Origin of the sequence: Rothia nasimurium, from assembly GCF_928391935.1 — a bacterium.
In the GTDB taxonomy this organism is placed as follows: Bacteria; Actinomycetota; Actinomycetes; order Actinomycetales; family Micrococcaceae; genus Rothia; species Rothia nasimurium_D.
On sequence record NZ_CAKMTD010000004.1, the window covers coordinates 137,943 to 156,832 of the forward strand.

At 61.4% G+C, this 18,890-nt stretch carries 18 protein-coding genes; 10 read left to right on the forward strand and 8 right to left on the reverse strand.

The window, feature by feature from the left end:
• Positions 1-10: 10 nt before the first annotated feature.
• The 4 genes from L7A15_RS06290 to L7A15_RS06305 form a co-directional block, all read right to left on the reverse strand.
• Positions 11-895, reverse strand: a complete 885-nt coding sequence (locus L7A15_RS06290) for an ATP-binding cassette domain-containing protein (RefSeq protein WP_237208654.1) — start codon at positions 893-895, stop codon at positions 11-13.
• On the reverse strand, positions 892-2,952 hold the full coding sequence (locus tag L7A15_RS06295) for a dipeptide/oligopeptide/nickel ABC transporter permease/ATP-binding protein (RefSeq protein WP_237212370.1): 2,061 nt from the start codon (positions 2,950-2,952) through the stop codon (positions 892-894). The genes L7A15_RS06290 and L7A15_RS06295 overlap by 4 nt, the downstream gene beginning before the upstream one ends.
• Positions 2,953-2,954: 2 nt before the next feature.
• Positions 2,955-3,908: an ABC transporter permease gene (locus L7A15_RS06300; protein ID WP_237212371.1), complete on the reverse strand. Its 954-nt coding sequence runs from the start codon at positions 3,906-3,908 to the stop codon at positions 2,955-2,957.
• A 255-nt stretch (positions 3,909-4,163) separates the two neighbouring features.
• Entirely contained in the window at positions 4,164-5,771 is a 1,608-nt protein-coding gene (locus tag L7A15_RS06305; RefSeq protein WP_237212372.1) for an ABC transporter substrate-binding protein, read from the reverse strand.
• A gap of 301 nt (positions 5,772-6,072) precedes the next feature.
• Between L7A15_RS06305 and L7A15_RS06310 the strand changes: the two genes are divergently transcribed.
• The 4 genes from L7A15_RS06310 (at position 6,073) to L7A15_RS06325 (ending at position 9,907) form a co-directional block, all read left to right on the forward strand.
• Positions 6,073-6,882 carry a FadR/GntR family transcriptional regulator gene (locus tag L7A15_RS06310; RefSeq protein ID WP_237208657.1) on the forward strand — a complete coding sequence of 270 codons (810 nt, stop codon included), beginning with the start codon at positions 6,073-6,075 and terminating at the stop codon, positions 6,880-6,882.
• A 208-nt stretch (positions 6,883-7,090) separates the two neighbouring features.
• The gene (locus L7A15_RS06315) at positions 7,091-7,942 is read left to right on the forward strand and encodes a MetQ/NlpA family ABC transporter substrate-binding protein (RefSeq protein WP_237208658.1); all 852 of its coding nucleotides are present in this window, start codon (positions 7,091-7,093) and stop codon (positions 7,940-7,942) included.
• Between the two features lie 249 nt (positions 7,943-8,191).
• Positions 8,192-9,247 (forward strand): methionine ABC transporter ATP-binding protein, encoded by a 1,056-nt coding sequence (locus L7A15_RS06320; RefSeq protein ID WP_237188946.1) that lies wholly within the window; start codon positions 8,192-8,194, stop codon positions 9,245-9,247.
• A 3-nt stretch (positions 9,248-9,250) separates the two neighbouring features.
• A complete protein-coding gene (locus tag L7A15_RS06325) occupies positions 9,251-9,907 on the forward strand; it encodes a methionine ABC transporter permease (RefSeq protein WP_237208659.1) in 657 nt (218 codons plus the stop codon).
• 319 nt (positions 9,908-10,226) lie between these two features.
• Here L7A15_RS06325 and L7A15_RS06330 read toward each other — a convergent pair whose 3' ends face one another.
• The 4 genes from L7A15_RS06330 to L7A15_RS06345 all read right to left on the reverse strand — a co-directional run bounded on the left by L7A15_RS06330 (position 10,227) and on the right by L7A15_RS06345 (position 12,124).
• The gene (locus L7A15_RS06330) at positions 10,227-10,499 is read right to left on the reverse strand and encodes a type II toxin-antitoxin system RelE family toxin (RefSeq protein WP_237188944.1); all 273 of its coding nucleotides are present in this window, start codon (positions 10,497-10,499) and stop codon (positions 10,227-10,229) included.
• A 1-nt stretch (position 10,500) separates the two neighbouring features.
• Positions 10,501-10,737: a type II toxin-antitoxin system RelB family antitoxin gene (gene relB / locus L7A15_RS06335; protein WP_237188943.1), complete on the reverse strand. Its 237-nt coding sequence runs from the start codon at positions 10,735-10,737 to the stop codon at positions 10,501-10,503.
• Between the two features lie 85 nt (positions 10,738-10,822).
• On the reverse strand, positions 10,823-11,356 hold the full coding sequence (locus L7A15_RS06340; protein ID WP_237201935.1) for a hypothetical protein: 534 nt from the start codon (positions 11,354-11,356) through the stop codon (positions 10,823-10,825).
• A gap of 27 nt (positions 11,357-11,383) precedes the next feature.
• Positions 11,384-12,124 carry an HAD family hydrolase gene (locus L7A15_RS06345; protein ID WP_237208660.1) on the reverse strand — a complete coding sequence of 247 codons (741 nt, stop codon included), beginning with the start codon at positions 12,122-12,124 and terminating at the stop codon, positions 11,384-11,386.
• 275 nt (positions 12,125-12,399) lie between these two features.
• Here L7A15_RS06345 and L7A15_RS06350 point away from each other — a divergent pair, with 275 nt between their 5' ends.
• From L7A15_RS06350 to L7A15_RS06375, 6 genes are all read left to right on the forward strand, one after another.
• Positions 12,400-13,314, forward strand: coding sequence for an Abi family protein (locus L7A15_RS06350; protein WP_237188826.1), 915 nt, complete (start codon positions 12,400-12,402; stop codon positions 13,312-13,314).
• Positions 13,315-13,387: 73 nt separating this feature from the next.
• Positions 13,388-14,506, forward strand: a complete 1,119-nt coding sequence (locus L7A15_RS06355; protein ID WP_237208661.1) for a histidine phosphatase family protein — start codon at positions 13,388-13,390, stop codon at positions 14,504-14,506.
• Positions 14,503-14,988: a VanZ family protein gene (locus L7A15_RS06360; RefSeq protein ID WP_237188828.1), complete on the forward strand. Its 486-nt coding sequence runs from the start codon at positions 14,503-14,505 to the stop codon at positions 14,986-14,988. The genes L7A15_RS06355 and L7A15_RS06360 overlap by 4 nt, the downstream gene beginning before the upstream one ends.
• Before the next feature lie 101 nt (positions 14,989-15,089).
• A complete protein-coding gene (locus L7A15_RS06365; RefSeq protein WP_237208662.1) occupies positions 15,090-15,881 on the forward strand; it encodes a DeoR/GlpR family DNA-binding transcription regulator in 792 nt (263 codons plus the stop codon).
• Positions 15,878-16,840 carry a 1-phosphofructokinase family hexose kinase gene (locus tag L7A15_RS06370; RefSeq protein ID WP_237208663.1) on the forward strand — a complete coding sequence of 321 codons (963 nt, stop codon included), beginning with the start codon at positions 15,878-15,880 and terminating at the stop codon, positions 16,838-16,840. Before L7A15_RS06365 ends, L7A15_RS06370 begins: the two co-directional genes overlap by 4 nt.
• A gap of 53 nt (positions 16,841-16,893) precedes the next feature.
• Complete coding sequence (locus L7A15_RS06375) at positions 16,894-18,885, forward strand: PTS fructose transporter subunit IIABC (protein ID WP_237208664.1); 1,992 nt, start codon at positions 16,894-16,896, stop codon at positions 18,883-18,885.
• Positions 18,886-18,890: the final 5 nt, after the last annotated feature.

Consider the following 18,890-nt stretch of genomic DNA (forward strand, 5'->3'; position numbering starts at 1 on the left):
TGGGTTGGTTCTAGACGTGGAGCAGGGTGGGAGCAGCGCCTAGGAGGCTACGGGTGTAGTCCTGGCTGGGGGTGTCGAAGACCTGTTCGGCGCTGCCTTCTTCGACGATTTTGCCCTTGTACATGACGCAGATACGGTCTGAGACGTAGCGGACGGTCTGGATGTCGTGGGAGATGAAAACCATGCCCAGGAAGAGTTCGCGTTTGAGGTCTGAGAGCAGGTTGAGGACCTGGGCTCGGACGGAGACATCGAGGGCGCTGGTGGGTTCGTCGGCCACAATCACCTTGGGTTCCAGGGCCAGGGCGCGGGCGATAGCGACGCGCTGGCGCTGGCCACCGGAGATCTGGGAGGGCAGGGCGTCCGCGGCTGACTGGGGTAGGCCCACCAGGTGCAGCAGTTCGCGGACGCGGCGGTCGCGTCCGGCCTTATCCCCGATGCCGTGGACGTCCAGGGGGTCGCGCAGGATGTCTTGGACGGTCATACGGGGGTTGAGGGCGGTGGCGGGATCCTGGAAGACGATGGAGACGTCGGAGCCGAAGTCCTTGCGGAGGGCGGCATTGCGCTTGAGGGCGCTTTTTCCCTTGAAGAGGACGTCGCCGCCGGTGGGCTTTTGCAGACCAACGATCACCGAGGCCAGGGTGGACTTACCGCAGCCTGATTCGCCAACCAGGCCGATGGTTTCGCCCCGGCGGACGGCCAGGTTTACCCCGTCGACGGCCTTGACGATGTTGGGCTTGAGGATGCTGCCGGTTCGGGCCCGGTGGTAGACCTGGACGTCCTTGAGTTCAACGATGGGTTCGCTGACGCGGCGGACGGCGGCCCGGCCGGTGGTGTTCAGCAGGTTGGCTGATTCAGGGGTTGCAGCCGGGGTTGGGTTGACGGGCTGGGTGCTCATGCGTTGCCCCTTTCGGTGTCAAGGTGGGAAGCCCAGTGGTGGTCGCTGTCGCCGGAAACGGGGGTGAAGACCAGGCGCTGGTTGGGGTCGGCGTCGGCCCGCAGGGAGCGTTCTGCGAAGCGGTCGCCGGTGGCGAAGTCGGACGGTGAGGGGACGGTGCCGGGGATCTGGTAGAGGCGGTCGGAGCCGGACTCAATGGAGAGGACGGAGCCGAGTAGGCCTCGGGTGTATTCGTGCATGGGGTTGGCCAGGAGCTGGCTGGTGGCGCCTGCTTCTACAATCTGACCGGCGTACATGACGGAGATCCGGTGGGCGACCTGGGCGACGAGGGCCAGGTCGTGGGACACGAAGATCATGGCGAAGCCCAGCTGTTCCCGCAGTTCGTTGAGGAGCTTGATGACTTCTGCCTGGACGGTGACGTCGAGGGCGGTGGTGGGTTCGTCGGCGATGACCAGCTTGGGGGAGCGGGACAGGGCCATGGCGATGAGGACGCGCTGGCGCTGGCCGCCGGAGAGCTCGTGGGGGTAGGAGGCCAGGGTGCGCTCGGGGTCGAGCTTGACCAGGCGCAGGAGCTCTTCGGGGCTCTTGCGGCCGCCTCGGCGGGTGAGCTGCTTCATCTGGTCCTTGATGAGCATGGAGGGGTTCAGGGAGCTGAGGGCGTCCTGGTAGACCATGGAGATCACGGAGCCGCGCAGCTTCTGGAAGTCGGCTTCTGAGGCCCCGACCAGTTCCTGGCCCTCGAAGAGGACGGAGCCGGTGATCTTGGCTTTCTTGTCGAGTAGGCCGATGATGGCCAGGGAGGTAATGGACTTACCTGAACCTGATTCGCCGACCAGGCCCATGGTCTGGCCCTCGGTGACGGTGAAGGAGACACGGTCGACCACGGGGGTATCGCCGAAGCGTTCGGGGAAGTAGATGGAGAGGTCCTTGACTTCCAGGATGATGCGGGCAGAATTGTCTGCCTGCAGGCGGTCGGTGCGGCGGGCCTCGGCGTCCTTGAGCTCGGCCAGGACGCCTGCCAGGTTGGCGGCGGCGACGGCGTCGCGGTCAGCTGCCGGGCGGGAGGCGGCGTGCTTGACGTCCTGGCCTTCACCGTCCCAGGGGGCGGCTACAGACAGGCCGTCGGTTGCGGCAGGGACGGCGGTAACGGTACCTGCGGTGGTGCCTGCCGTGACGGAGGCGTCGTCGATCTTGACCTTGCGGCGCAGCTTGGGGTTGACCATAGCGTCGGTCATGCCTTCGGAGAGTACGTTGAGGGCCAGGACGGTGAGCAGGATGATGGCACCTGCGAAGGTGGTTGCCCACCAGCCGCCTGCCAGCACGAGGGCGCGGCCGTCGGCGATGACGTTACCCCAGGAGGGGTCCGGCGGACGTACACCGGCGGAGAGGAAGCTCAGCGAGGCTTCCAGGATGATGGCGTCGGCAACCATGACGGTGGCGAAAACTAGCACGGGGGCAATGGTGTTACGCACAACGTGCTTGAGCAGGATGTAGAAGCGGGGGGCGCCCATGACTCGTTCGGCACGGACGTAGTCTTCGTCCCAGGCTGAGAGCACCTGGGCGCGGACGACACGGGCCAGCTGGGGGGTGTAGACAATAGCGATGGCGACGATGATGGTGCCCACGGAGTTGCCGAGGGAGGCCAGCAGGACGGCAGCCAGGGCGATGCCGGGGAAGGCCATGAGCACATCCATGATGCGCATGATGACTTCTGAGACGACCTTGCTGCTGGTGGCTGCCAGAGCGCCAAGAATACCGCCCATAATCAGGGCGAGGGCAACAGCGCCGAGGCCAACCTGGAGGGAGGCGCGGGCACCGTACATGAGACGGGAGAGGATGTCGCGGCCCTGGCGGTCGGTGCCGAAGAGGTATTCGGAGTTGGGGGCCCCGATGGGGGTGCCGGTGGAGGCCAGCGGGTCGTGGGGGGCGAGCCAGGGGGCGAAGATAGCGATCAGGGCGATGAGGGCAATGAAGCTGAGGGCTACTTTGGAGCCAAGCGGCAGGGCCTTGAATCGGATGCCGGGCGCTGAGAGGCGTTCTGCGAGTCCGCTACGCATGGTTAGACGCTCCTGATTCGGGGGTTGATGAGTAGGTAGAGCAGGTCAACGATGATGTTGACGAGCACGAAGGTGACGGCAATGGTGAGCACGACGCCCTGGACCAGGTTGATGTCGTTGCCGGTGATACCGATAAAGATGAGGTTGCCCATGCCGTTGAGGGAGAAGATCATTTCGATCACGACGGCGCCGCCGAGTAGGTAGCCGATACGCAGGCCCAGGACGGTTACCGGGGTGATGAGGGCGTTGCGGAGTACGTTCTTGGTGATGACTTCGCGGCGGGGGACACCGTTACCAATGGCGGTGCGCACATAGTCCTTGTCGAGTTCTTCGACCATGGAGGTGCGGACGGTTCGGGTCAGGGAGGCGCTGACGGGGACAGCCAGGGCCACGGCGGGGAGGAACATGTGGTTGAGCCAGGTTCCAAAACCGCTACCGGTGGGGGCCAGGCCGCCGGTGGGGAACCAGCCCAGTTTGAGGGAGAAGTACTGGATCATGAGAATACCCAGCCAGAAGGAGGGGGTGGCGATAGAGGCCATGGAGAGGACGCGGATGACCTGGTCGGGCCAGCGGTCCCGGTAGAGGGCCGCAATCACGCCGAGGACCAGGGAGGCTACTGCCGCAATGAGGACACCGAAGAAGGTGAGCTGCAAGGTGGTGGGGAAGGCCAACTTGATTTGGTCGATGACGGGCTGGGCCGGAGGGGTGGTCATACCCAGATCGAAACGGATCAGGCGGCCCAGGAAGGCAAAGTACTGCACGATGAGCGGGTCATTGAGGCCGTGGGAATCACGGTAGGCTTCCTTGGCTTCCTCTGAGGCGCCTTCGCCCAGGGCAATGGTAGCTGGGTCACCGGGGGTGAATTGCAGGATGACGAAGACCAGGATGGTCACGCCCAAAATCATGGCTGGCAGGGCTATCAGGCGCCTGCCAAGGAGTCTAAGGAAGTTTGACACGGGGGTTCTCCCTGCTCAGTGCTTAGGTGGGGTGGTCAAAGGTGGGGGCGGACGGCGCCGGGTTGGGGGCGTCCTGGATGGAGGGAATGCGGCGGCCTACCCGGGGTAGCAAGGGGCCTGCGCACCGGGTAGGCCGCCGTGATTCATTGACCGGTATTCAACCGGTAGGTGCGCCCGCACAGGGGCGCCGGGGCTGCACCAGAAGACTATGTGTGGATGGAGAAAGGGGAAGGTGCCTTCTGGGGCAGGGTCTGGCTACTTGGTGGTGCCGACGTTCTGGAAGGACAGGCCGGTGGTAGGCAGCGGCTTGAAGTCTGACAGGGTGTCGGGGGACCAAGCGGTGGGTAGCTTGCGGTGGAAGAGGGGGTAGAGGGGGACGTTGTCAGCGACAATGTCGAAGACGGTCTTCCAGTCCGGTGAGTCGGAGGCAACTGCAGCTGCCATGGCTTCCTGGAGCTGGGCGTACTCGGGGGTTGAGGACCAGCGGAAGCGCTTCTCGGGCCAGGTGGCGCCACGGTACCACCAGGAGAGCAACAGGTCGGGGTCGTTACCGAAGACGGAGGGGTCACCGGGGGCCAGGACGACCTCGAAGTCACCGGTGTCAACGAAGTCTGAGTAGAGGGATGAGCTCTTGGTGTCAGCCAGGGTGACGGTGATACCTGCGTCCTTCAGGGATTCCTGAATCAGCTGGGAGCACTGCTTGACCCAGTTGTGGTCGGTGGTGCGCAGGGTGATGGAGAGGTTCTCAACGCCGGCGTCCTTGAGCAGCTGCTGGGCCTTAGCCTTGTCGTAGGTGTAGACGGTGGAGGCCTGGACGTAGTCGGGGTGCTCCTTGTGCAGGAAGGAGGTGGCTGCGGTGGCGTTACCCAGCAGGCCGGTTGAAATGACCTTGTCCATGTCGATGGCGTAGAAGAGGGCCTGACGGACTTCCTTCTTGTCGAAGGGGGCCTTCTCGCAGTTGAACATCATGAAGAGCAGGCCGAAGGACTGCACCGACTCCACGGAGACACCGTTGGTGTTCTCCAGGACGGGGATGTTGTCGTAGGGGACGGACTCAATGGCCTGAACACGCTGGGAGCTCATGGCGTTGACGCGGGCTGAGTCATCAGACAGGATCAGCCATTCCATGGTCTTAGCCAGGGCAGGGCGGGGGCCGTTGTAGTCGTCGAAACGCTCAAACTTGATGTGGTCACCCTTGGTGGCAGAAACGAACTTGTAGGGGCCAGAGCCAATGGGGTGGGCACCGAAAGCCTCGATATCGTCGGCAGCAGAAGCAGGCATGATATTGACGAGGGAGATACGGGTAGCAAAGAGGGGGAAGGGCTGGTTGAGCTTGAACTCGACGGTGGTGTCATCTACTGCGGTGGTGGAATCCAGGAAGTAGAGGAACTGGCTGAAGAGGGACTCTTCTGAGGTGTAGAGTTCGAAGGTCTTGACGACGTCTGCTGCGGTGACAGCAGCACCATCGTGGAACTTAGCACCTGAACGCAGGGTGACGCGGTAGGTGGTGTCGTCAACCTGCTCGGGGTCGCCGGTAGCCAGGGCGTTGTAGCGTTCGCGGGTGGCGGGGTCGAGTCCGTAGAGGCCTTCGAAGATGTGCAGGTTGGCGGCGAAGGGGGCGGCGCCGGAGGCCTGTGAGGGGTCGAAGGTGGTGGAGACGTCGTAGGCGATGGCGGCGGTGATCGTGCCGTCCTTGGTGGTGCTACCAGCTGATCCGTTGGAGGACGCACCGGTCTCCTGGGATGAGGAACCGCAGGCGGCTACGGTTGCGGCGAAGGCGGTTGCGGCGCTGATGCTTCCGGCGATTTTGAAGAAGCCGCGGCGGGAGGTGTCAAAATTCTTGACGGTATCGAGCTGTGACATCGGTGTCTCACTCCTAAAGATGCTGGCTCCGGGGTGGGGAGCGGGGGACATATAGATCTATGCAGTTATGAGGTAGGACGTCCTACCTTTACCCTGTATACTAGTGACGGACGTCTAGCTTGGTCAAGTGCAGAGAAGTAAAAACCTTAACAATGACGTCTTGAAAACAAGCCCAGCCCCCAACCCCCGGTATCTCCGGGCCGGGTCCCTACCACCTACAAATAAAACGACTCCTTTGGAGGCCACCGTGTCGCACATTCCAAGCCACGCCACCCCCTCGAACCACAAAGAAGAGCGTGCTATGAACCACCCCGCAGCGGACCTCACCCCCGCTGCCCCCAACCTCGGCGCTTTCCTGCCCAAACAGGCGTCCAGAAGTGCTGCCCAAATCCGCCAGCACCAGCTTCAAAACGACATTATTTCCCTCATCTTTGACCGCCAGCTCGGCCAGGGCGACCCCCTACCCACCGAACAAGAACTCATCGACGCCCTGGGCGTGGGCCGCAATTCTGTGCGCGAAGCCCTCAAAGTACTCGAAGCCCTCGGAATCGTTGAAGTACGCCACGGATTCGGCACCTTCGTAGGCGGCAACGCCCTGACCTCCATGGTCCGAGCCCTCAGCTTCAGAGGCTGCCTGGCCCTCTACCACGGGGGACAGGAGGCCCTCGAACTAGTCGAAGTCCGCGAAGCCCTTGAAGTCGGCCTAATCCCCGCCGTCCTACCCGTCATGACCGACCAACAACTCGCTAAAGTCAAAGCCGCCCTCGACGCCATGGAAACCAGCGTCCACAACGGCTCCTGGCTGGCTGAATCCGACCAAAACTTCCACGCCGCCATCTTCGAACCCCTCGGTAACGAACTACTCTCCCGCCTCCTAGACGTCTTCTGGCAGGTCTATAACACCATCGCCGGTATGCTTGACACCGTCGCCCCCCTCGATGACACCGAAACCTGCACCCTGCTGGACGCCCACCGCAAACTCTACGAAGCAATCGCCGCCCACGACGAAACCGCAGCCATCCAACTCATGCGAGAACACTTCGTCGGAATCCGCGCCCGCCTCACCTCCTGGCAAACCCGCTGGCTCCAAGACACCAACCCCCAACTATGACGCCGTATTACAGGGCTACTTTTTGTTAACGTCACGGACGTGAGATACCCCCCAAAACAAGCCCCAGAGCCAGGAAGCCACAAGGGGAGTGGTCTAATAGAACGTAACGCGAAAACCGCGTTCGAACCACAACGGAACCGAGCACCAGGGTGCAGACAACGCTGTGGCCGCACCACACCACACCACACCAACAGAAAGATTCATAGCCGTGAAGAAATTTGTTGCCACTCTGGCTCTCGTACCCCTCGCATTCGGACTTGCAGCCTGCGGCTCATCAAGCAGCGACGACGTCGTCAAGATCGGCGTTGTAGGCACCGACCCCTCCAACGACAAGCTCGTTGAAGTAGCCAAGGCTGAGGGAATCAACATCGAAATCGTTGAGTTCACCGACTACACCCAGCCCAACCCCGCCCTCGCAGCAGGCGACATCGACCTCAACTGGTTCCAGCACATCGCCTACCTCTCCAACTACAACGTAGAAGCAAACGACACCCTGGGTATTGTTGGCCCCACCGTCATCTACCCCATGGCCCTCTTCTCCAACAAGCACACCGACATCTCAGCCCTGCCCGAGGGTGCTGAAATCGCGATCCCCAACGACACCGTCAACCAGGCCCGCGCCCTGCTCCTGCTCGAAGCTAACGGCCTGGTCAGTTTCAAGGCTGAAACCACCAGCCCCACCCCCGACGACATCGCCGAAGGCTCCAAGGTCAAGGTAACCCCCGTAGACGCAGCCCAGACCGTGCTCGCCCTCGAATCCGTTGACGGCTCCGTCATCAACAACGACTTCCTCAAGGACGCCGGCCTCAACCCCAAGGACGCCCTGGCCCAGGACGACCCCGCCAACGAGTCAGCCCGCCCCTACGTTAACCTCTTTGTCTCCACCGCTGAGAACGTAGACAACGAAACCTACAAGAAGATCGTAGAGCTCTACCACACTGAAGAAGTTCAGGCCGTCGTTCAGGAAGACACCCAGGGCACCGCTGTTGAAGTGACCACCGACGTCGCCGAACTGCGCTCCACCCTGGCCACCCTGGAAGAGCAGAAGCGCAACAGCTAAAACACTAGGTGAAAGCTCACCCTTGAGCTAGCTCACTCACCCCCATCAGCGGCAGCCAACTGCGGTAGGCTAGACACTTCGGCCCCGACCGGTGCCAGCTCTAGCCCCGCACGGGCTGCCGCTGTGCGCGTACCTGACCACCGGCGTCCGCAAGGCCCTGCCCCACAGCGTGAAAGGTGCCGGGCTCACCACCGGCGCCCACCGGCACCAGCCTGTAGCCACAGCAAACCCCCAACCGAAGAAGAACACATGACCGAACAGCGAGTCCAGCCAACCCCGGCCGCCCAACCCATGGTGGTGCTCACCAACGTCACCAAACAGTTCAAGGTCGGCAAGAAAACCGTCACCGCCGTCAACGGCGTAGACCTCACCATCAACAAGGGTGAAATCTTCGCTATCATCGGCTACTCCGGTGCAGGTAAATCAACCCTGGTTCGCCTCATCAACGGCCTCGAAACCATCACGAGCGGCTCCCTCACCGTCGACGGCTTCGAAATTGCCGGCAAACGTGAATCCCAGCTCCGTGAAGCCCGCACCAACATCGGCATGATCTTCCAGCAGTTCAACCTCATGAACTCCCGCACCGTAGCAGGCAACGTCGAGTTCCCCCTCATCGTTGCAGGCTGGGACAAGGCCAAACGAGCCACCCGCGTCGCCGAGCTCCTCGAATTCGTCGGCCTGTCTGACAAAGCCAAAAACTACCCCGACCAGCTCTCCGGCGGCCAGAAACAGCGCGTCGGCATTGCCCGCGCCCTCGCTACCTCCCCCTCCCTCCTCCTCGCCGACGAATCCACCAGCGCCCTAGACCCTGAGACCACCGCTGAAGTTCTTGACCTCCTCAAGAAGGTCAACTCCGAACTCGGTATTACCGTCATCGTGATCACCCACGAAATGGACGTAGTCTCATCCATCGCAGACCGGGTAGCTGTCATGGAACTCGGTAAAGTCGTTGAAACCGGAAACGTCTACGACGTCTTCTCCAACCCGCAAACTGAGGTTGCCCGCCGTTTCGTCGGCACCACCGTCAAATCCCTCCCCGTGGGCGCAGAAGCCGCTGAACTCAAAGCCCGCCACAAGGGCTACCTCATCAACATCGAAATCACCGAAGGCAACCAGGGCATTGGTAAGGTCCTCTCCTACCTTGGCGCCCGAAACGTCTCCTTCAATATCGTGCAGGGCGGCCTGGAAACCCTCCAGGGCAAGACCTACGGCAGCCTCACCCTCGAGCTGCGCGGCGACGTCACCAGCCTGGACGCCGTCGTTGCCGAGCTAAAAACCGTTACCCGTGTGCAGGAGGTCCGGTAAACCATGGACGCAACCTTTATCTCCAACAAGCTCATCCCTGCCCTGGGTGACACCCTCTACATGGTGTCATTCACCATGCTGATAGCCGGTGCCATCGGTATGGTCTTTGGCCTGCTGCTTTACACCACCCGACAGGGCAACATTCTGGCTAACCGTTTCGTGAATATTCTGCTGAATGTCATCGTGAACGTGGTCCGCCCCATCCCCTTTATCATTCTCCTGGCGGCCCTGGGCCCGCTGACCCAGATGGTGGTTGGCACCCGCCTGGGCGTCAACGCCGCGATTTTCGCTATGGTCTTCGGCGCCTCCTTCGCTATCGCCCGTATCGTCGAGCAGAACATGGTCTCTATTGACCCCGGCGTCATTGAGGCAGCCCGCGCCATGGGGGCTTCTAAGATGCGTATCCTCTTCACCGTCATGATCCCCGAAGCCCTGGGCCCGCTGATCCTGGGCTACACCTTCCTGGTCATCGGCGTGGTTGATATGTCAGCGATGGCCGGTTACATCGGCGGTGGCGGCCTGGGTAAGGTCGCCCTGGTGGACGGCTACCAGCGCTTCAACGAGGTCATCACCTGGTCGGTTGTTGCCGTCATTATCATTCTGGTGCAGCTCATCCAGCTGGTGGGCAACATGCTGGCCCGCAAGGTCATGCGCCGCTAAAGACGGCAGGCAGATGGGGACGCCCGGGCGGTGAGTAGGCTGGTAAGGGCAGGTGGCAGGCAGGCATACATGCTTGCGTCTGCGACCCTCTCATTCCTTGCCCGGGGGCTCGTCCAGCCTCGTAAACTCGGCTGATTCCGTGCTCTCTTGCGTGCTCGCTAGCTCGCACCCGAGCGCTTCATCACTCCAGCCCCGAACCAGCAGACCCTGTGCATGCATACCTGCCCAGCTAGTTGGCTTCAGTTTTCTACCGATGTACCCCGGGTAATACCGGGTGTGGCTCAGGGCCGGTTCCTGTAGGGGAACCGGCCCTAAATCTTTATAAATAAATCTTAGAACGATGGCCAACTTCAAGAGCCAGTATGATGAACTCGCCCTGATTGAAGTGGAGGATGACCCGGTAATTCCCAATGCGATAGCGCCAAAGCCCCGAGTAATTACCGGTAAGGGCCTTGCACTGGGCAACAGGCTCCGGTGACTCAGAAAGTCTTTCTAAAGTAGCCAGTATTCGTTGAGCTACCGGCTTATCTAGCTTTTTGAGGTCCTTGAGGAAGTCTGGATCATAGCGAAGATTCCACTGTTCCGCGGCCATCTTAGAGACCTAGCTCAGCCCGGATTTCTGCGGTGCTGTAGGTTGCTCTTTCCCCTTTCTGGATAGCCTGGACCTTGGCGTGCAGCTGCGCGGCATGTTCAGCTTCAGCGATATGCTCTTCAATGATGCTCCGGGCACAATACGCCACAGAACGGTCAGACTCAGTAGCAAGTTTGCTGAGACGTTCTTTTAAGGAAGAGGGAATGCGGATGGTGAGGACGCTATCTGCAACAGTCATGTATTCATTGTATGACAGTGAATACACGAAAGAAATAGATTTAGCTAAGGGCCGGTTCCCCGTGGGGAGCCGGCCCTTTTGTTCTCTAATCGTTTTTCTTGCCGCTAATCCAGGACGAATCGTAGAGGCTATCGGGGTCGGGGATTTTCCGGCCTGGGGCACGGTCTGATTCTTGCGCGTAGAGGCGCTCTGCGAAGTCGGTGGGGCGCATGAGCCGCTCGTCCTCTTCGTCGTCATGGTCGGTGAACCGGGCCAGGAAGAAGATGCCGTAGAGCAGGGCCGCAAAAACAAGGAGGAAGAAGGCAACTTCAATGCAGAGCATGACGTAGTTGCGATGCAGGTCAGCGTCGGCATCCTGCAGCAGGGCCGGGACGACCGTGAAGCTGGCCAGGGCAAGGACGCCAGCGGTAATGCTCAGCCCGTGGGGGAACCAGATCCAGGGGTTGCGTTTGGCCGGGGGCGTGGGGTGGGGACGCTGGGGCTCGGTTTCTTCCTGCCCGGTGGGGGCCTGGGGCGGGAGGAATTCGCGGTAGTAGGCGCGTTCGTCGTCGCTGAGGTCTTCGAGGCGGCGGCCGTAGCGGGAGGGGCGTTTCTGCTCGTTCTGCTCGGGGTCTGTCACTGCTCGTCCTTGAGAAGGTGGTGGGGGTTAGTGGTCGCGGTCGGGTAGGTGCCCCACCCAGGCGTTAAGCTGGGCGAGGAAGACGGGGTCAGTGAAGGAACTGAACCGCCCGATACCTGCCGTCAGCAGGGGAGCGGGGGTGGCGGCGTCCGGCTCTACCTGGTAAATCAGGCAGTTGGTGCCAGCGGCGGTCGCGGCTCTCATGCCGGTAACGGAGTCTTCTACGGTGAGGGCCTGCTCGGGGGTGAAGCCTAGACGGCGGGTTGCTTCGAGGTAGATGTCGGGGGCGGGCTTGCCTTCTTCGACGTCGTGGAAGGAGACCCAGGTATCCAGGTAGGGGGCGTAGCCGAAGTGGGTGAGTTTTTTGGTCAGTAGCTTGTCGCCGGAGTTGGACGCCACCGCCACGGGGATTTTTGCTGAGAGGAGTTTGATGGCATCGAGGGCGCCGTCGATGGCGGTGACGCCACGGTCGATGATATCGAACTCGGTGGTGGTGATGGTGGTGTAGACACTGTCGCGGAAGGCATCGGGGGAGCCGTCGAATTCGGACGCCAGCGGGGTGAGGGCCGAGAGGCGGTCGGCGAGGTCGCCAGCGGAGATGCCAACGAGGGAGGCTTCGAGTTCGGGGGTGAGGTCTACCCGGTAGTGCTTGAACATTTCGGCCTGGATCTCGCCCCAGAGGGTTTCTGAGTCGAGCAGGACGCCGTCGCAGTCGAAGACGGCGCAGGCGGGGGCAAAGTGGGTGGGGGCTGAGTGAAGTTCAAACATGGTTCTATGCTCTCATAGGACGCGCCGGTAGGGGAGCATGGGGAGGGGGATGAGTGGCTGGTATGACCGAAAACCAGTACATATCAGTTCCTATGCTCATTTAAGGGTGGTAGAGCTACAGGGCCCCTGCAGTGTTGAGAAATGAAGGAAAACCTTTTCAAGAAAGGTTGCACCTAGCGTAAAAAGTCTGTAGTATGGGTGGCAAGAAGACCCGTCAAGGCTAGTTCTCTACTAAGATAATCCTAGTAGGAATCCTCAAATGGACGGGTTTATTTATGTCTAGACTTCCTTTTGCGAAACAGGCTCAGAACAGCCAAGTCCTGAGAGCCAAGCTCGCCTGTCAAGGGCTAAGCGACCAAGACCAGGTCCTTCCCGCTTTTCTAACCCAGGTCGATTACTACCGTTTCAAGGGCTACGCCTGGTTCTTCTTCGAAGATAAAACTAACCATACTGCACAGGCCCGATTCATTCCTGGAACCGATGCTGCAGAGATTCTTGATTTATACGAGTTCGATGCTGAACTTCGAGGCTATATTATGAAGCTCTCTGAAATCATTGAAGTCTGGCTACGGGCCGCAATGATTAGGCATTTTCCCTCAAATGGCGACCCCCTTGCCTACGCGACACAGCCTGGTCTGTATGTTGCAGAAAACAAGCACGAGCAAGACCTTCACGAGCTGAAGCGGCTTTTGAAGAAGAATGAGACCTTACCCTTTGTGAGGGCCTTCTATTCGAAGTATGACTCGGAGTACCCACCTTTATGGATCGCAACTGAGGTCATGAGCTTCGGTCTCCTTTCGAAATGGTATTCAAATATTAAGGATGCCTCTGTGCGCAAGAAGATCGCGCTTGAAGTGGGCTTACAGGCTCCCGCTTTTGAAAGTTTTCTGAGGGTATTCACTATTTTTCGAAACGCAGCTGCCCACCACAGTAGGGTGTGGAACCTTGCATCAGCGGTGCAGGGTGTTACCCTACGAAAGCCTCCACAGCTTCTTAGTGAGTCACTCGATGGCGCAGATACCTCTAAAATCAACTTTGTTCTTGCAATAGCTGTTTACATTGCGCGGCAACTTGGAACAGGGGAAAAATGTATTCCAGGGCTAAGGCAGCTCCTCATCAACGCAAGTGGGGCAATGCTCGATGAAATGGACATTCCAGACGGGTTTGAGCAGTTCGAATTGTGGGCCTAAAGCAGCATGACAACGGCGGGGCATCTATCACATAAACCCACGCAAACCCACAGAAAGTGGGATAATAGAGCCCATGCCTAGCGTACTCATTCGACACGGACAGACCGACTGGAACCTCGTACACCGCCTGCAGGGCTCCAGCGACATACCCCTCAACGACACCGGCCGCGCCCAGGCGCTCGCCGCCGCCCACAACGTCCTCGAATACGCCAAGGCCCAAGCGGACGCTACCCCCGGCTTCACCTGGCACGGCGTCGTCACCTCCCCCCTCTCCCGCGCCGCAGAAACCGGCCGTATCATCGCCGACGAACTGGGCCTACCCGTCCTCGGCTCCTACCCGGGCCTCGCAGAACGTTCCTTCAAAGACCTCGAAGGCATGCAGAACAACCCCGCCCTCTGGGAAACGGTAGAAAACGAAACCGCAGACATCGAACCCCTGGCGGACTTCCTCGCCCGCGTTGAAGACGCCCTCGACCAGGTTGAAGCCGACTACCCGGGTAAGAACCTCATTATCGTGGTGCACGGTATGCTGATTTCCCGCCTGCAAACCGCCCGCACGGGCCAGAAAGTACCGGTGCCCCATAACGGTGAGGTGGTGCCCCTGGCACCTGCCCGCCGGGCGTCCTCCATCATGCTGATCCGTCACGGCCAAACCGACTGGAACAAGGCCCGCCTCATGCAGGGCTCCAGCGATATTCCCCTCAACGACACCGGCCGCGCCCAGGCCCACGCCACCGCCGCAGCCCTCCGAGCCGCCGGGCACGAGTACGACGTCGTCGTCTCATCCCCGCTCTCCCGGGCCAAGGAGACCGCCGATATCATTGCCGCCGCCTACGGCCTCACCGTCCACACAACCTACGATGACCTCATCGAACGCGGCTATGGCGAAGCCGAGGGACTCGATATTTCAGCAGAAGCCCGCAAGGAGCCCGACGCCTACTACAGCGGGGTTGAAAGTGAACGCTCCGTCTACCTGCGCGGCATCAAGGTGCTACGTCAGATTGCCCGCGACTACCCAGGCCAGCGCGTCATCGCCGTCTCCCACGGCTCCCTGATCCGCCGCGCCCTCTCTGCCACCCACGGCTGGGAATTTGGCACCATCGGCAACGCTGAGCCCTTCGCTATCGACCTTGCAGGCCTTCTTGCATGGACCGAAGCCGGCGAAGCCTTGCTCGTAGGCAAACCCGCATGACCTCAGACGCCCCCGTTGCCCGGCCTACTTACCTACATCGCCCGGCTGTCCGCGCTAGCCTCTGGGGGCTAACTGGTCTCTACTGCGCCCTGGTAGCAGCCCTGGTCTTTACCCCCACCAGCGAAGACCCCAACTCCGGCCAGCTCTTCCTCACCCTCATTGAGGACGCCCACGCCGCAGGTTGGTTGCCGACCTGGTTGGGTTACGACCAGATTGAGTGGCTGGCTAACGTCTGCATGTTTGGGCCCGGGGGTTTCCTTTTGACCCTGCTGTTCTTACCCACCCGCTGGTGGCCGGTGCCCCTGGGAGGTCTAGGGGCGACCCTCCTCATTGAAACCACCCAGCTGATGATTCCCGGGCGTGTAACGTCTGCCCTGGATGTCCTGGCGAACAGCCTAGGCTGTGTTATCGGTTGGGTTTTCGCTTTGATTTGGGTCAAATTGACTGTAAAACCCACAAAAACAGCACCAATGAGGGTGTAATTCTAGGGGTTTCCATTGACGTACCCACAGAAACCCACATAAAATCAACTATAGATAGGGTCGCCCGGCCCGCTTCCTCTTTTAACCAAGGTGATATACACATGTTCGCTGAAGAACGCCGTGCCGAAATAGCGAAGCTCGTCGCGTCTGCACGCCGAGTCAACGGCGCAGACCTCGCCCGACGCTACGAGGTCACGATGGAAACCGTCCGTCGCGACCTCGCAGCGCTTGAAGCCGACGGCAAACTGCGTCGCGTCCACGGCGGCGCAGTCACTGTGGAGCAGTCCACCTCCGTGGAATCCTCCATCGCCCTGCGCCAGAATCTCAATACCCCCGAAAAGCAGCGGATCGCCCAGCGAGCTTACGAGCTGCTGCGCGATTCGGACGCGGGGGCCGTCGTCCTGGACGCCGGTACCACTACCGAAATCCTCGCCGACCGTATCGCAGCTGCCGACTTCTCCCTCAAGTCCGGGGCCGACCGTCTCATCATCACCCACGCCCTTCACATTGCTGTGAAACTTGCTGAAGCAGACGGAATCATCCTGGACATGGTGGGAGGTCAGCTCCGCAAAATGACCTGGGCTGCCGTTGGCACCCGGGCCGCAGCCCACTTTGAGACGATCCGCCCCGACATCGCATTTATTGGTGTCAACGGGCTGGACGCTACCTTTGGGCTTTCCACCCCCGGCCTGAACGAAGCAATCGTCAAAACTGCCATCGTGAAGTCAGCCCGCCGCGTCGTGCTGCTCTGTGACTCTGCCAAGTTTGACCAGGAATCCCTGGTCCGGTTCGCAGGTCTTGAGGACATCGACACCCTTATCACTGACAAGGCGCCCGAAGGCGACCTGGCCACCGCCCTTGAAGAATCCAATGTAGAGGTGCTTATCGCATGATCGTTACCCTAACCGCCAACCCCAGCATGGACCGCACCGTGGAACTGAACCACGAAATCAAGCGCGGGGCCGTCCAACGCGCCGTTGCCGCCGCCTCAGACCCCGGTGGGAAGGGCGTCAACATCGCTCGTGCCCTCACCGTCTCTGGCTTCGACACCGTAGCCGTCCTTCCCGGTGACAACGAAGACCCCGTCCTGGCCAGCCTCAAAGAAGCTGAAGTGCCCTACGTCAATATGCCCATCGGCTCTCCCATCCGTTCCAACATCACCATCGTTGAACCGGACGGCACCACCACCAAGGTCAACGCCCCCGGTGAGCCCCTCAACGACGTCGCCCAGCAGCAGCTGACCCGCCTGATGATTAAGGAAACCATCGACGCCTCCTGGCTGGTCCTGGCTGGTTCCCTTCCCGCAGGCGTCCCCACCGACTACTACGCCGTCGTTGGCCGCTCCATCCGCGAATCTCTGGGTGACAAGGCCCCCCGAATCGCCGTCGACACCTCCGGCGCCGCCCTGCGCGACGCCCTCGTTGGCCTGGACGGTATGCCCAACCTCATCAAGCCCAACTCCGAAGAGCTCGCTGAACTGGTCGGCAAAATCGAGATGGCCGACGAACTCGAAGCCAGCCCCGAGCTGACCGCCCGCACCGCCCAGGAACTTGTAGACCGCGGCGTCGAAATGGTCCTCGCCACCCTCGGCGGCGGCGGAGCCGTCCTCGTCACCGCGGACGGCGCCTGGCACGCCATCCACGAACCGGTCAAGGTCCGCTCTACCGTGGGCGCAGGCGACTGCTCCCTGGCAGGCTTCCTGATTGCCCATGAACAGGGCAAGGCCCTCCCCGAGTGCCTGGTGCAGGCCGTCGCGCACGGATCTGCAGCAGCCTCCCTGCCCGGCACCCAGGTACCCACCCTGGAAGCCACCACCCCCGAGGCCGTTACCCTCCGGCAGCTAAGCCTCTAAAAGATTTACCCTGAACCACACCCTCCACCACAACACAATCCGAGGAGGAGCACATGTCTGCTCTTATCACTGCGGATCTCATCAGCCTCGATGAGAACCTCGGCGAATCCCGCTTTGACGTCATTGAACACCTAGCAGGAGCCGTCGTAGGTGCTGGCCGCGCCACCGACTTTGAAACCCTCTACGCTGCAGCCCGCGCCCGCGAAGAGAAGACCGACACCGGCATCCCCGGAGGCATTGCAATTCCGCACTGCCGCACTGAAGCCGTCACTGAGCCCACCCTGGCTATGGCCCGCCCCAACCCCGCCGTTGATTTCGGTGCCAAGGACGGCCCGGCCGACCTCATCTTCTTCATTGCAGCTCCCGCTGACGGCGGCGAAGCCCACCTGAAGATCCTCTCCCAGATGGCCCGCTCCCTGATGAAGAAGAGCTTCACCGCAGCCCTGCGCGAGGCCAAGACCGCTGACGAGGTTGTTGTTCTGGTTGAAGAAGCCCTCGGCCTGCGCCCCAAGGACGAAGCCGCCGCAGCCCCCGCTGCTGCCCCGGCTGCGTCCGAACCGGCCCCGGCCGAAAAGGCCCGCAAGAAGATCGTGGCCGTCACCAACTGCCCCACCGGTATCGCCCACACCTACATGGCAGCTGACGGCCTCAAGTACGCCGCCGAAGAACTGGGCTACGACTTCAAGGTAGAACCCCAGGGATCCTCCGGTGGCGAGAAGCTCACCCAGGCCGAAATCGACGAAGCCGACGCCGTCGTCTTCGCCGTTGCCCTGCCCGTCCGAGGCCGCGAACGCTTCGCCGGTAAGCCCTACGTTGAAGCCCCCGTCAAGCGCGGCATCGACGACCCCAAGGCCATGATTGAAGAAGCCCTGGCCGAAGCTGAGAAGCCTAACGGCAAGCGCGTCACCGCAGGTGCCGCCGACTCAGCCGAAACCGTAGAAGAAGGCGGCTCCTGGGGCACCCGCATCTACAAGGCCCTGATGACCGGCGTCTCCTACATGATTCCCTTCGTCGCCGCTGGCGGCATCATCCTGGCTATCGGCTTCATGCTCGAAGCCATCACCATGCCCAACCTGGGCGAGGTAGACCCCGCAGCTATCCTCGAAGGTGCCTCCCTCACCAACCTGAACGGCACCCCCCTCTCCCTCTACCTGGGTGCCGCCCTGCACACCATCGGCGCCTTCGGCCTAGGAGCCATGGTCCCGGTCCTGGCAGCCTACATTGCCTACGGCCTGGCCCAGCGCCCCGGCATTGCCCCCGGCTTCATCGCCGGTTCCGTTGCCGTCATGGTCGGCGGCGGCTTCCTCGGCGGTATCGTCGCCGGTCTGCTCGCCGGTCTGTGCGCCTACTGGCTCTCCCTGCTCAAGCTACCCCGTTGGCTCGCCTCCATGATGCCTGTCGTCATCACCCCGCTGGTTGCAACCCTCTTCGCTGGCGGCCTCATGTTCTTCCTGCTCGGCGGCCCCCTCGCCTGGGTCACCAGCTCCCTGGAAAACTGGCTTAACTCCATGACCGGCGCCTCCGCTATCCTGCTCGGCATTATCCTCGGCGCCATGATGGGCTTCGACCTCGGCGGCCCCGTCAACAAGGCAGCCTACCTCTTCGCCACCGCAGGCCTCTCCGCCGGTACCCTGGCCTCCCAGCAGATCATGGCAGCTGTCATCATCTCCGGCATGGTGCCCCCGCTGGCCATGGCCCTGGCCACCACCCTCCGCCCCAGCCTCTTTAGCGCCCCCGAACGCGAAAACGGCAAGGCAGCCTGGCTCCTCGGTGCCTCCTTCATCTCCGAAGGTGCCATCCCCTTCGCTACCGCCGACCCCCTGCGCGTCATCCCCTCATCCGTCGTCGGCGCAGCAGTCGCCGGTGCTATTTCCATGGGCGCAGGCGTCGCCTCACCCGCCCCCCACGGCGGCGTCTGGATCATCGCCCTGGTAGAAAACCCGCTCATGTTCCTCGTTGCGGCGATTGCAGGCATGATTGCCGGTGCCCTCATGTATATTGTTCTCAAGTCACTCGCAGGTCAGAAGACCGAGACAGCGGCCTAAGACCA